The organism is Bernardetia sp. MNP-M8, from assembly GCF_037126285.1.
In the GTDB taxonomy this organism is placed as follows: Bacteria; Bacteroidota; Bacteroidia; order Cytophagales; family Bernardetiaceae; genus Bernardetia.
The window spans coordinates 4961353-4974565 of the sequence record NZ_CP147012.1; the positions used below are offsets into that span (position 1 = coordinate 4961353).

The following is a 13213-nucleotide window of genomic DNA, read 5'->3' on the forward strand; positions in this document are numbered from 1 at the left end:
TTTGTATTTTCTATCTTAAAGAATAAACAAAAAGTGTATCGTTTTCAATTTTAAAAATAGTCTGACAAAACGAAATACTATTTTGATTTTTGGGTAGAATTGTACACGCATCATAAGGCATTCCAAACATCATTGGTTCAAGGCTAGTTTCAAGTGTATCTATACTTTTATCTTGATGCACTTGAATAGTAAAATATTCTGTTCTAGAAGGTGCTGGCATTAAATTGTATTCTCTTCTATATTCATTCAATTTTTTATCTTCTTTGGGTGCTGTCAAAAATAAAATCATTGAATTTTTGTAAGGAATAAAACCAAGTAAATGATGACTTAGATTATCATAAAAAAATACTTCTTCAGCTTTTTCATAGATTTTCATCATTTCTTCGTGTGAATTTCTGTACGCTTGACTAACCAAAGAATCAAAATTATCATTTGAAGTAAGCATTTTAGGGTTTTCAATTCTCATAATAGAAGAATAACAACCCATGTGACAATCCATTCCAATTATCCAGTATGAATCCTCCAAATAATAAATAGCTTGAGGATTATCCATAATTGTATAATAAAAAATGCCTGTTTTCTTGTCTTCGAAAATGACTAAAGAAGTACCATAGTCATAAGGAATTACTCTTATTTTATAATTTTCATCTTCTCCTTTTAATGGTTTATCATTTGAATTAAATGTAAAATAAGTCTGAAAATAATTTTCAGTTTTGGCAGTATCTACCAATTTATTATCCTTGATTTGAGCAAAATAGATTCTATCTCTTGTTACTAATTCAAAACAAAATTCTTTCTCATCATAACCCTTAAAATTTTCTATTTTTCGATGCTGAATAGTTATTTTTGGCTTTTTGAGTTTATTTTCTGTATTCTGACACGAAATCAAACCAAGAAATAAAATACTCAAATAGACACAAAAAAGTAATTTCATAGGTTTTGAAAGAATTAAATTATCAAAATTAAAAAATGAGTTCAAAGTATTATTTTATCTTTGTAAAAAACTAAAAATCAAAGGTAATTAACTGATTACTGGTAACTGATAAAACTGATAACTGAAAATATGAATTTTATAGACACGCACGCCCATTTGTACGACAAAAAATTTAAACCTGACTGGAATGAGTTAGTAGATAGACTCAATGATACAGGAATAGAACGAGTTTACTTACCAAATATTGACCACGCTTCCATCGAACCCATGTTTGAAATTGAAGCAAAAGACAAAGAGCGTTTTATTCCTATGATGGGTTTGCACCCTTGTTCGGTCAAGAAAGATTTTGAAAAGGAATTATATATTGTGGAAGAATGGCTAAACAAGCGCAAATTTTCAGCTGTTGGAGAAATTGGACTAGATTTATATTGGGATAAATCCTTTTTCGAACAGCAAAAAGAAGCCTTTGAAATTCAGATAAATTGGGCTAAAAAATTCAATATTCCGATTGCCATTCATACACGAGAATCAACTGACGAAGCATTAGATATTTTAGAAAATCTCAAAGATGATAACTTAAAAGGTGTCTTTCATTGTTTTGGTGGAACTTTAGAACAGGCTGAAAGAATACAAAAACTGGATTTTTTGATGGGAATTGGTGGAGTAGTTACTTACAAAAATGGAGGTTTAGATAAAGTTTTGCCAAGCGTAGATTTGAAATATTTGATTTTGGAAACTGATGCGCCTTATCTTTCACCTGTTCCACACAGAGGAAAACGAAATGAAAGCAGTTACATTCCAATTATTGCTAAGCAAATTGCTGAAATAAAAGGACTTACAATAAAAGAAGTAGCTGAAAAAACTACTCAAAATGCTAAGAAATTATTTGGGAATTAGGAAATGAAAAGGCTAGGAATTGGGACATGAAAAATTGGAATTAGAAAATAAAAATTAAATTTACAACGTACTAGTAATTGAAATTAACTGATTACTAGTAACTAATTACTGGTAACTGAAATGCTTTTAGACCAATACAACATCATAAAATTACGTACAGCTGCCGATGAGGATTGCAAAACGTCAATTTTGGTAATTTATACAGGAGGAACAATCGGAATGGATTACGATGAAAATGGTAGTCTTGTCCCTTTTGATTTTGAAATTTTATTGGAAAAAGTTCCTGAACTGACTCGTTTTAAGTTTTGGCTGACGATGCTTGTTCCTTTCGAACCTATGGACTCGTCAAATATGGGAACAGAACATTGGCTCAGTATGAGTTGGTTAATTGAAGAATTATATGATGAGTTTGACGGCTTTGTGATTTTGCATGGAACAGATACGATGTCTTATTCAGCTTCTGCAATGAGCTTTTTACTTCAAAATTTAGCTAAACCTGTAATTCTGACTGGCGCACAAATTCCGATAAGCGCACACCGAACTGATGCAAGAGAAAATTTAATTGGAGCTTTAGAAATTGCTTCTATGCAAGAAAATAAAAAACAGATTACCATTACAGAAGATGGAAGTGAAATAATTAAGGAACAAAATGTAGCTCTAGTTCCAGAAGTATGTGTCTATTTTGATAATCTGCTCTTGAGAGGAAATCGTTCTAAAAAAGTTCAGAGTCTAAACTTCACAGCCTTCGAATCTCAAAATTATCCTCATCTTGCTGAAGCAGGAATTTTTATTAATTATTCTAAAAGCTATATTCTTCCTGTTCCGACAAGAAAGTTAGATTTTAAAAGTGCAATGGATAATAATGTGGTACTTTGGAAAATCCATCCTAGTATGAATCCGAAATATTATCTTCCAATGCTAGAAAATGAAAATCTAAAAGGCTTAGTTTTGGAGTCATTTGGTTCTGGAAACATTCCAACTGAAAAATGGATTATCGATATTTTAGAAAAAATTATTAATCGTGGAGTAGTCGTTGTAAATGTTTCTCAATGTGCTGGTGGTTATGTTTTGCAAGGACATTATGAAACAAGTCACGCCCTTACACAAATAGGCGTAATTAGTGGAAATGACTTGACTTCAGAAGCTGCACTTACAAAACTTATGTATCTCTTTGGAAATTATGACCACCAAAAAGAGAAGGAAAGAATAATTGAATTGCTACAAACTCCTCTTTGTGGAGAAATGACTTTGTTTTGATAAAAAATAATACTTTTTCACTCTAAAGAGTGAGCTACATAAATGACATAAAAAAAATGCTTGAAATTTCTAATTAGAAATTTCAAGCATTTTTTATTTATCTATAAGTAATGAAGCTAATGGTTTTACCTTCATAATTCACCATTCATAATTTCACTTTCTTATCCACCAAAGTCATCAAACATGATGTGTTCTTGTGGAACGCCATAATCATCTAACATTTTCAAAACGGCTGCATTCATCATTGGAGGTCCACAGAAATAAAATTCAATTTCTTCTGGATCTTCATGTTTAGAAAGATAATTATCTATCAAAGATTGATGAACAAAACCTACTTTACCATCCCAATTATCTTCTGGTAATGGTTCTGAAAGTACAATATTAAATGTAAAATTCGGAAATTCTTTTTCGATAGCTCTAAATTCATCTACATAGAAAAGCTCTCTTTTCGAACGTCCACCATACCAAAACGAAACCTTACGGTCAGATTTAAGAGTATGGAATAAGTGGAAAATATGAGAACGCAATGGAGCCATACCAGCACCACCACCGATATAAATCATTTCTTTGTTTGTATCCTTAATAAAGAATTCACCATAAGGTCCTGAGATATTTACTTTATCTCCTTCTTTACAATTAAATACATACGAAGAACATTTACCTGGATTTACATCCATCCATTTGTTATTTGCTCTATCCCAAGGTGGAGTAGCAATACGAATGTTAAGCATGACAATATTTCCCTCTGCTGGGTGATTTGCCATAGAATAAGCTCTAAATTCTAGCTCATCATTAACCATTTTCAAATCCCAAAGACCAAATTTGTTCCATTCGTCTCTAAATTTATCTTTTCCACCTGGATCATTTGGAAGTGGACTAATATCTATGTTTTTGAAATCTACTGTAATTGGAGGAACATCAATCTGAATATATCCACCTGACTCAAAGTGTAAACTCTCCCCTGGAGGTAACTCTACTACAAATTCTTTGATAAAAGAAGCTACATTGTAGTTAGATTTGACAGTACATTCCCATTTTTTGATTCCAAAAATCTCTTCTGGAATACGGATTTGCATGTCTTTCTTTACCTTCACTTGACAAGCCAAACGAACATTTTCTTTTTGTTCAGAGCGACTCAAATGTCCGACTTCGGTAGGCAAAACATCGCCACCACCGTCATCTACGATACATTTACACATGGCACACGTACCACCACCACCACAGGCAGAAGGTAAAAATATTTTGTTATCGCCAAGTGTAGAAAGGAGTGTTGAGCCAGCAGCAACAACAATCGGATCGCCATCATTACCATTCACAGTAATTTTTACATCTCCACTTTGTACTAATTGTGCCTTTGCAACAAGAAGCAATCCTACAAGAAGAAGTGTAACAACTCCGAAAACGGCAAGTCCTGCAAGAATTACAGTTAAATTAATCATGTATTCTGTTTTTTTAGGTCTATTTTTGCGTTTGAATAAATTACTTAATAAGGATTCGTTTATTGAATAATATAGCTACAAATATACGTTCAAAAATTATCAAATACCAATAGCAATTCATCAAAAAACACGTTTTATTTTAAAATTTTGCTATTTTTCTTAAAATATAAATTAAAACAAGATGTAAAAAGAAGTTTGAAACAAGAAATTTTTGTTGGTCTTTTATCTGTAACTTTGTGATTCAGAATAAGAAAGACATGTAGTAGAAAATTGTTTAAAAAAATTATAACTCATTCAAAAAAAAATTATGAATTCAATACCTTTAATAGAATCAGATAAAATAAATCTTCTTATTGACGGTTTAGCAGATAAAGGATGGGCAACTGTTGATGATTTTTTGCCTTTAGAAATTGCAAATTCTCTTCGAAAAGAATTAAATGATGAATATGAAAAAGGCGAATTTGACCCAGCAGGAATAGGTAGACGAGGTGTAGATTGGCAATTACGCCCAGAAATACGAAGTGATTATGTAAAATGGCTTCAACCCAATGACTTGACAGAATTTCAACAACTTTACTGGACTCAAATAGATAATTTCAAACAGACTCTCAATCAAGAGCTATATTTATCTTTAAATAACTTTGAGGGACATTTTGCTATCTATCCTCCAAAAAGTTTTTATAAAAAGCACTTAGACAACCATCAAACAGCTCAAAGACGTTTTATTTCTTGCATTCTTTATTTTAATCAAGACTGGAAAGAAGAAGATGGAGGAAAACTTAGAATCTATGATAAAGATGCTAAAAACAAAGTTGAAACTGATATTTTACCTATCTTTAATCGTTTTGTCTGTATGCGAAGTGAAATGATTTGGCATGAAGTTCTGCCAAGTGAAAAACGAAACAGGATGAGCATAACAGGCTGGCTCAGAAGAGAAATATAAAATTAGCTCAATATTAAACATTATCACGGTTATTTACAGGTCTAATAATTAGCAAGTTATAGACAAGCAAAACAGTCTTATTTTTCCGTAGCGACAGGTTTGCAAACCTGTCGCTACGGAAAAATGAACATTACTAAATTAACCGTGATAACCTTTATTAAGCTAATTTTATTTTTTGAGATTCAAAATACCTGTTGGTGTAGGAGCTTGGGAACGAATTTTTTCTTGTAACTTCAAAATTCCTCCAATAAGAGCTTCTGGGCGTGGAGGACAGCCAGCTACATACACATCAACAGGAATTATTCTGTCTACTCCTTTTACCACATGATAGCCATGTTCCCAATAAGGTCCTCCACAATTGGCACAACTTCCCATCGAAATTACATAACGAGGTTCTGCCATTTGTTCATAAAGGCGTTTTATTCTATCAGCCATTTTGAAAGTTACTGTTCCTGCCACAATCATAACATCAGACTGACGAGGAGAGGCACGAGGAAAAACACCAAAACGATCTAAATCGTAGTGAGGAGCATAAGTTCCCATCATTTCGATAGCACAACATGCCAAACCAAAAGTCATAGGCCAAAGAGATGATAACCTAGCCCACTGTATAAGATTTTCTAAAGAAGTAACCACCAAACCTCCTTGTCCTGTTTTTTCGGATTGTGTGAGTTTGGTGGTAGTTGGAATATTCATTTTTTATATAAATACGTTTTGTAAACTAAATTACACAGTAGTTTTTTTGCAGCTTGAACGCTATTTTACTAAAAATTATAGCTACTGTTGAGTTGATTTTGAAACTTTTTAGATAACCTTTTCTTTGTTCGGATTACATTCAAAAGATTCATATATTCGGAACGAACAGGTGCATGAGAAGGCTCATTTCTATCAAACATAGGTCTGCCATAACTATCTTGAGGAATGTTCTTAGCAATTTGTTGAAGTTTTGGTTCTTCTTCTCTAATGCTATCTTTGATAAGTTTGATTTTGAGTTTTAATTGTTCGAAACCAGTTTTTTCTTCGTAGCCTTCAAAGTTTTGTTTTGCATCATTTTCTAAAAATACATGCGTAAATATTTCACTACAAGCAGCATGAAAACGATTGTTTAATAAACGGTCTTCATCATTGTTTTTAATGATACCCATTTTTTTCCATTGCACTTGTTTTGTCTTGACATTATTCAAATGTACATTTTCAAACTTATTTGCAATTTCTTCTACTTCTTCAGTCATTTTGCGTTTGGCTTCCAAGATTCCCTCTGGAGTAGTTGGAATGGGTGGTTCTTGACGATACGACCCATAACTATCATTGCTCTGCTCAGGATTACCAAAGAAAATATCAACTTCTCGTTTATAGTTTCTATATAATTTTAGGTATTTCCATTTCGGAATTACGCCTACATCTTTCCATGCTTTTTGCAAGTCTATTACTTCTTGACGCATTTCAGGCGTTTTTTCTTTTTGATAATTGAGCTTTCTAACTTTATTACTAATACGTTTGTATTTCAGAATTCGCTCATCATTGACAATTCTTTCATTATCAAAAAATGCTTTTCGTCGTTCAAAAAAAACATCTAAGCATCTATCAAATTCTTCTGACATTTCTTCGTCTTCTTCACCCACACTGCCTGTTCGTATCCAGCGCATTTTGAGGTCTTTAAGATATTCAGAAACTTCTTCCCAGTCGTCGCTATCTTTAAGCTCTTGTGCTTCGGCTAATAAAGCCGTTTTTATTTCTGTGTTTTTTACTCTATTTTCAGAAATATAGTCTTCAATTCCTTGTTCTAATTCTAAAATACGTTTTTCTACGGCTGTATAGTCACCTATAGAGTTGTAAGTTTCTAAAGATTCTCTAATATGAACCAGTTTCATAAGATAAGAACCTTTATTTTGAGATTCTTCGATAGCTTGTGCTACTTCTTCTACTTTCTCTAATAATTTTTGATAACGGTCTTCAAAATAAGCAATACTTGCTTCTGCACTTTCTTTGACTACTCCGATTTGTCTGTCTGATTTGTCATTGTATGCTTTTAAGTAAACATTATTGTCTTTAATATAACCGAAAGAATTTGATACTGAATTTGAGTCGTGATTGGTAGTTGAGTTGGCTGAATTTGTGGTGGACATTGTTTGTAGTGATTTTTTTGAGTGATTAAAATAAACCTAATTTAAAGTAAATTTAGGCTTAAAAGGCAATGGTTTTGAGAAAATTAAAATTTGCACAATTTGTATAAAATAAAGCAATAAAAAAGCCTAATTTTATTCTAGCTACATTGTATGAATCTGTTTAAAAATTATTTTCTGTACAGAATTCCGAAACAGAATGTCGTATTAACTAAAGAATAGTTTATTTTGTTAAAAAAGAACTAAATTTATTTTTGAGATAAATAATTTAACTGTTCCAAAACTAAGATACAATTTTTTTGGAAAAATAGAATAAAGAATAGTATAAAATTACAAGTATTTTATTAAAAAAATTCTTGATTCTTATATGCACTTATATACAGAATCTTCTTATAAAAACTATTGGGACTCAGTAAGGCACTGACCAACAGCAAGATTTGAAAAAAAGCATGAAACTATTTTTTTAATGAAAAATACTAATCTACTTCCATCTATTTGCCACAAAAACACCAAATATAATCAGAGCCATTCCAATAAAATGCCCAGACTGTAAAGGTTCATCATCAATTACTCCCCAAAAAATGGCTACAATGGGAATAAAATAAGTTACTGTACTTGCAAAAACAGCATCATTGAGTTGAATCACTTTATTAAAAATAATAAGAGCGATTGCTGTTCCGACAACTCCTAAAATAACAATATAAAAAAAGGATTTCCAAACTAAAGCGATAGGAGGAATAAGGGTTGTCTGTGTAGTAATTTCTTGCGTTTCTTGAAAGTGAGACAAAAAAGGTGTTCCAAAAAACAAAAATAAAATAGAAGGAATACCCACAGTAAGAAAAGCACAAGAAGCAATTGGAAAAGAAGCCACTTCTGAAAGATTACTTTTGATTACATTTAGACTAATTCCATAAAAAAAGGCAGCCAAAATAACGAAGACCACATAAATATTTATATCTCCAAAACCTCCTCCTTTTTTGGCAATACTCAAAAGTCCTGCACCTATAAAAGCAATGCCTAAACCTACTAATTGTTTGTATTTTAGTTTCTGACTAAAAAAAAGCGCACCAACTAAAACAGTAAAAAGAGGTGTAAGTCCATTCAAAACGCCTGTAACCGAACTCAGAAGCCGAGTTTGGGCAAGTGGAAAAAGTACAGCAGGAATAGCATTTCCCAAAAGCCCTGAAATAAGCAAATATTTCCATTTTGATTTAGGAATTTTACGTGCATGAAACACAGCAAAAGGCAGTAGAGCTACAAAAGCAGCCGAAATACGCAGCGCACCAATTTCTAAAGGAGAAAAAACAAGTAAACCACGCTTCATCAAAATAAATGAGCTTCCCCAAATAAGAGCAAGTAAAATAAGTAGAAACCAAGATACAACAAGAGGATTTTGAGCAGATGTAGAACTTTTCATAAGAAGAATAAAATTACTTTTTTGCAGAAAAATAGTTGTTTCAATAATTGAAATTGAATGCAAAGGTAGTTTTTATTGAAAGGACATGTTCTTATAAAACGTTATTTTTTAATCGCCTTTAATCAAATTATGATATAGCTAAGAAGCCCAGTTTTTGATTAATTCTTCTTCGTTTCCATTATAGATATTATAATCTATTCCACATTCTAAGTCATCAACTTTATAAAAACAAGGTTTTTCTTCATTTACATTATCTGAACAACAATTCATTTCACAACCAAATTGCCAAAGTGAATAAGTAGTCCAAATTTTCTTATTTTTTCTATGATTTGTATAGTCTTTTTCAAATACTTCTGTAATATCTCCATTTTCAGTAAGTGCAATAATCCAGAGTTTACATTTTTTGAATATTTGACCATAAAGAGAATCTTCTAATTTTTTGAGATTAGAAACAGAAGAATAAATATGAGGATAACGTCCTGTTTTTTCATAAATACGTGTTACAAAAAGATACGCATTATAAGGCGAAATGAATTCCTTTGTCGTTTTGTGCATTTCAAAATCTAAAGCCAAAAATTCTTTTTTTATATACTCTTCTCCTATCATTTTTAAATATTCATCAGCCTGTTTTTTTCCATCTGTATTATGTTTGGGTAGCCAATACGAACCAAAAAGCAAATCGTTTTTGTAGGCTTCTTTTCTTCTTTTATAAAAAATACTACTGTCTTCTGCTGACAGTTTGTGAATAATTCCTTTTATTCTTTTTTCTTTCGTGATTTGATTTATGGTATAATCATTTTTAGAATAAACATCAATAATAATCGGTTTTTCTGTGTCATTCCACGGCTTGATGAAAGAAGCAGATGCTTTCTTAGTTTGTGCATTGGAGATAGAAAAAATTAACACGAAGAAGACTAAACTAAAAATTATTTTCATTTTGTATTTTTTTTTAAATTTTAAAAGTAAATATGGGGGTAAGTTATTTTTCATCAAAACTCATCAAATCATTTTGTTCAAAAGTCCATTGAGGAGTAAAGATTTTATCAGATTTATTTGTCGGAATTTCATACCAAGGACTTATCTTATCATCATTAAAGTTTTTCAAAATATGAATATCTTGTGCAGGCATATAGCTTTGAGCTACTAAAAATATCTTTTTATTTGTTTCTGAATGAATCGCCACATCAACTACCAAAACAGCATGCCCAGGAAAGCCACCTTGTATAAAAACATCTCCTATTTCAATGTCTTCAATATTTTTTGGCTTTAATTCTTTGCTAAGTGAAGCCGAACCTGCATACATAAAAACATTATCCATATACTTTAAAAAATTAGTGTAACTTGTATCTACTTTGGCTTTCAAATTCCAATTTACTTTATTTCCTTTAATAGAAGGACGATAACCTGCTGCCCACTTTTCATAAATAGCTGCATCTCCACTTGTATAATTGAATGAAATTTTATCTTTTTGATTAGTTTTGAATAAATATTCAGCACGAAGGCGCATCACAGCATCAGCACATTGTTGCAAATCTCGCTTTCCGACTGAAATATCAAGTATTCTATAATGAACTTGTTGATAATTTTTGAGTTCTCCGTTGTATAATTTTACAGGTGCATTAGGCTCTTTTAATGAAATATGACGAAGGTAATAAGCAAATGAAGTTGAAGAAACTTCTTTTCTAGTATAATCTTGAGGTAATGGAATTTGATAAATTTCTTCTCTGTTTTTTACTGTTGTTTGAGTAGAAGCAATTGAAAGTATTTTTTCAGTTGAATTCTCTTGAACAGAAATAGAATTATCAGTTTTTTTTGAATCTTCAATAATTTCATTGGAATAGCCTTTTTTGACTTTGGTAGAATCAAAACTACAAGAAGTAGTTCCAAAAATAATTAATAAAATAAAGAGAAGTAAAGAAGTGTTTTTAGTTTTCATAAGTTTGGTTTGTAATTTTATAAAAAATGTTTCAATTTAAAAAGTTTAGTATTAATCAAGATAGTTGTGCCATGAAAATCTGTACAGATGCTTGTATTTTTGGTGGTTATATTGATGCTTCTGAAAGTAAACGCATTTTAGACATTGGCACAGGAACAGGTCTTTTATCCTTAATGCTTGCTCAAAGAACAGATAATGCATCAAGTAATTTTGATAAAAAACCAATAATAACAGCTATAGAGATAGAAAAAGAGGCATTTTTGGCAGCTAAAGATAATTTTGAAAAAAGTATCTACAACGAAAGACTAGAGATATATCATAATTCAGCACAAAAATTTTCAAAAAACTACTCTTCTACTTTCGACCACATTATTAGTAATCCTCCTTTTTTTCTTCATCAATCTAAAACAAAAAATACTCCTAAAAACTTAGCTTTGCATAGTGAAGCTCTTTCTTTTAATGAGTTAATAGAGATAATTGACAAATTACTTTCTAAAGATGGAAAATGTGATATTTTACTTCCAGCCTATGAAATGGATGTTTTTATCAAAAAAGCAAAGCATCATAATTTATCGGTTCAAAAAAAAATGAATATCTATACAAGAAAAGAACAAGGTATATTTAGGGTAATAACGAGATTTGTGCGAGATAAATTTGAAGAAAATAGAGAAAAGGAGATTCTGATAACTGATTTTGTTATCTATAAATCAAAGAATGAAAAAGATATTAATTTAAATAGAGGGTATACAGATGAATTTGTGGCACTTTTGAGAGAGTTTTATATTATTTTCTAAACTAACATAAAGGTAGTGTCACTTTAAAATAATTCTTTTTGCACTTATTGGTGTCTCAATGAAGATAAATAATAAAAAAACTGTAATTTATTTTAGTTTTTTGCTCAAAATAGTTGCAAATTAAACTTCAAACCTTTTACTTTGTTTATCAAACAATATTCAATTCAAATAGACTTTATAAAATTAATTATTTTATCAAAAAAAATTTAACTTTTTAATTATATGGCAGATTTACGCAGTATCATTACCGATATGGACAAAGAATTCAATAATCGTATTCGCTTAGGACTTATGGCAGCGATGATGATAGAAGATTGGATAGAATTCAAGACAATGAAACATCTTTTAGACCTCACTGATGGAAATTTAGCAAGTCATGTAGCTGCACTAGAAAACTGTGGTTATATGGAAGTTCGTAAAAAGTTTATTGGCAAACGCCCAAATACTTCGTATAAAATTACTCCAACAGGAAGACGTGCTTTCGAACATCATTTACAACAGATGGAAGAGCTTATCAAAAAAGCTAGAGCATAAAAAAAATAACACACAAAGCGAAGAAATTACTCTCAAATTTCAGTAATTTCTTCACTTTCCATTTTTGAGTTTTTAGGAGAGTTTGGTTTTGCAATCGGACGAATCAAATCAGCTATTTTTTGGGCTACTCTTTTTGACGTTTCATCAGTATGATGTGTAAAATAAACTTTCTTTGTTTTGAATTTTTTGGCAGAATTTTCTTTGTTTGTCTTGACTAGAAAGAAAATTCCTTTTTTGTGAAGTGTTTTTTTATCTTGATAAATTATTCTCTTTATATCCTTCCAATTTCCTTCTTCGCCTACAAAGCCTAAAAGCCCATAGTTTTTTATTGAAAAAGTATGTTTTTCTTTATCAAAACAAGCTACTTGATAACGCCCACTCACACTTAAAAACAAAAGTCCTAAAAAAGAAATTCCTGCTGCAATGCCCCAGTAACCCATATACCAATCCCAAGTATTGAGAGAAGGACGTTTATTGAGAATAAAATCATTAAAATTTTTACTAAGTAATTCGGGTGTAAAAGCCACATCAGAAATCCTACGCAATGGATAACGCTCTTGTTGTGAAGTAACAAAAGTAGGATTGTAATGAACAGCTACATCAGATTCACTTTCTAATGATGAAAAATATCCTTTATCCATTCTAATAATTTCAGAAAGAAGAATTGAATCTGTTTTAACACCATTTTTAAAATCAAAATGAGTAATATAACAACGAGTTTCGGCAGTTAATTTTTTTCGTTTCTTATTTTTTTTATTCTTTTGAGTAGTAGTTACTTCCAAAAGTGGTCGCTCACATTTAATAGAAATATATTCAAAGCTCATATAAAAACTCAAGACTAAAATAGTAAGAAATAATCCTGTCCATACAAACCCCATTGCTGTTTTACTACGTACTTCTAATGTTTTTTCAGTTTCTTTTATTTTATACATGAATATT

At 30.9% G+C, this 13213-nt stretch carries 13 protein-coding genes; 5 read left to right on the forward strand and 8 right to left on the reverse strand.

The features are described 5' to 3' along the window. Positions 1 to 10: 10 nt before the first annotated feature. A complete protein-coding gene (locus V9L04_RS20030) occupies positions 11 to 934 on the reverse strand; it encodes a hypothetical protein (RefSeq protein WP_338791713.1) in 924 nt (307 codons plus the stop codon). 129 nt (positions 935 to 1063) lie between these two features. Between V9L04_RS20030 and V9L04_RS20035 the strand changes: the two genes are divergently transcribed. Both V9L04_RS20035 and V9L04_RS20040 read left to right on the forward strand, forming a co-directional pair. After that, positions 1064 to 1831, forward strand: coding sequence for a TatD family hydrolase (locus V9L04_RS20035; protein WP_338791714.1), 768 nt, complete (start codon positions 1064 to 1066; stop codon positions 1829 to 1831). A 120-nt stretch (positions 1832 to 1951) separates the two neighbouring features. Continuing rightward, complete coding sequence (locus V9L04_RS20040) at positions 1952 to 3088, forward strand: asparaginase (protein ID WP_338791715.1); 1137 nt, start codon at positions 1952 to 1954, stop codon at positions 3086 to 3088. 161 nt (positions 3089 to 3249) lie between these two features. Here the strand turns inward: V9L04_RS20040 and nqrF are convergent, their stop codons facing one another. Further along, positions 3250 to 4527: an NADH:ubiquinone reductase (Na(+)-transporting) subunit F gene (nqrF, locus tag V9L04_RS20045; RefSeq protein WP_338791716.1), complete on the reverse strand. Its 1278-nt coding sequence runs from the start codon at positions 4525 to 4527 to the stop codon at positions 3250 to 3252. 307 nt (positions 4528 to 4834) lie between these two features. Between nqrF and V9L04_RS20050 the strand changes: the two genes are divergently transcribed. Then, positions 4835 to 5470, forward strand: coding sequence for a 2OG-Fe(II) oxygenase (locus V9L04_RS20050; RefSeq protein WP_338791717.1), 636 nt, complete (start codon positions 4835 to 4837; stop codon positions 5468 to 5470). A gap of 168 nt (positions 5471 to 5638) precedes the next feature. Here the strand turns inward: V9L04_RS20050 and V9L04_RS20055 are convergent, their stop codons facing one another. The 5 genes from V9L04_RS20055 to V9L04_RS20075 all read right to left on the reverse strand — a co-directional run bounded on the left by V9L04_RS20055 (position 5639) and on the right by V9L04_RS20075 (position 10946). After that, on the reverse strand, positions 5639 to 6166 hold the full coding sequence (locus V9L04_RS20055; RefSeq protein WP_338791718.1) for an NADH-quinone oxidoreductase subunit B family protein: 528 nt from the start codon (positions 6164 to 6166) through the stop codon (positions 5639 to 5641). 68 nt (positions 6167 to 6234) lie between these two features. Then, a complete protein-coding gene (locus tag V9L04_RS20060; RefSeq protein WP_338791719.1) occupies positions 6235 to 7596 on the reverse strand; it encodes a DUF349 domain-containing protein in 1362 nt (453 codons plus the stop codon). A 478-nt stretch (positions 7597 to 8074) separates the two neighbouring features. Further along, positions 8075 to 9010 (reverse strand): DMT family transporter, encoded by a 936-nt coding sequence (locus V9L04_RS20065; RefSeq protein ID WP_338791720.1) that lies wholly within the window; start codon positions 9008 to 9010, stop codon positions 8075 to 8077. Between the two features lie 138 nt (positions 9011 to 9148). Further along, positions 9149 to 9946: a GH25 family lysozyme gene (locus tag V9L04_RS20070; RefSeq protein WP_338791721.1), complete on the reverse strand. Its 798-nt coding sequence runs from the start codon at positions 9944 to 9946 to the stop codon at positions 9149 to 9151. Positions 9947 to 9989: 43 nt separating this feature from the next. Continuing rightward, positions 9990 to 10946, reverse strand: a complete 957-nt coding sequence (locus V9L04_RS20075; RefSeq protein WP_338791722.1) for a DUF4846 domain-containing protein — start codon at positions 10944 to 10946, stop codon at positions 9990 to 9992. Between the two features lie 26 nt (positions 10947 to 10972). Here V9L04_RS20075 and V9L04_RS20080 point away from each other — a divergent pair, with 26 nt between their 5' ends. After that, positions 10973 to 11740 (forward strand): methyltransferase, encoded by a 768-nt coding sequence (locus V9L04_RS20080; protein WP_338791723.1) that lies wholly within the window; start codon positions 10973 to 10975, stop codon positions 11738 to 11740. A gap of 222 nt (positions 11741 to 11962) precedes the next feature. Continuing rightward, a complete protein-coding gene (locus V9L04_RS20085) occupies positions 11963 to 12274 on the forward strand; it encodes a transcriptional regulator (protein ID WP_338791724.1) in 312 nt (103 codons plus the stop codon). A gap of 32 nt (positions 12275 to 12306) precedes the next feature. Here V9L04_RS20085 and V9L04_RS20090 read toward each other — a convergent pair whose 3' ends face one another. Further along, positions 12307 to 13206: a hypothetical protein gene (locus V9L04_RS20090; RefSeq protein WP_338791725.1), complete on the reverse strand. Its 900-nt coding sequence runs from the start codon at positions 13204 to 13206 to the stop codon at positions 12307 to 12309. Positions 13207 to 13213 lie beyond the last annotated feature (7 nt).

Coding starts and splice junctions, on each gene's coding strand:
- V9L04_RS20040 (WP_338791715.1), top strand. CDS start 1,952: ATGCTTTTAGACCAATACAACATCATAAAATTACGTACAGCTGCCGAT.
- V9L04_RS20080 (WP_338791723.1), top strand. CDS start 10,973: ATGTTTCAATTTAAAAAGTTTAGTATTAATCAAGATAGTTGTGCCATG.
- nqrF (WP_338791716.1), bottom strand. CDS start 4,527: ATGATTAATTTAACTGTAATTCTTGCAGGACTTGCCGTTTTCGGAGTT.
- V9L04_RS20050 (WP_338791717.1), top strand. CDS start 4,835: ATGAATTCAATACCTTTAATAGAATCAGATAAAATAAATCTTCTTATT.
- V9L04_RS20085 (WP_338791724.1), top strand. CDS start 11,963: ATGGCAGATTTACGCAGTATCATTACCGATATGGACAAAGAATTCAAT.
- V9L04_RS20065 (WP_338791720.1), bottom strand. CDS start 9,010: ATGAAAAGTTCTACATCTGCTCAAAATCCTCTTGTTGTATCTTGGTTT.
- V9L04_RS20035 (WP_338791714.1), top strand. CDS start 1,064: ATGAATTTTATAGACACGCACGCCCATTTGTACGACAAAAAATTTAAA.
- V9L04_RS20090 (WP_338791725.1), bottom strand. CDS start 13,206: ATGTATAAAATAAAAGAAACTGAAAAAACATTAGAAGTACGTAGTAAA.
- V9L04_RS20060 (WP_338791719.1), bottom strand. CDS start 7,596: ATGTCCACCACAAATTCAGCCAACTCAACTACCAATCACGACTCAAAT.
- V9L04_RS20055 (WP_338791718.1), bottom strand. CDS start 6,166: ATGAATATTCCAACTACCACCAAACTCACACAATCCGAAAAAACAGGA.
- V9L04_RS20075 (WP_338791722.1), bottom strand. CDS start 10,946: ATGAAAACTAAAAACACTTCTTTACTTCTCTTTATTTTATTAATTATT.
- V9L04_RS20070 (WP_338791721.1), bottom strand. CDS start 9,946: ATGAAAATAATTTTTAGTTTAGTCTTCTTCGTGTTAATTTTTTCTATC.
- V9L04_RS20030 (WP_338791713.1), bottom strand. CDS start 934: ATGAAATTACTTTTTTGTGTCTATTTGAGTATTTTATTTCTTGGTTTG.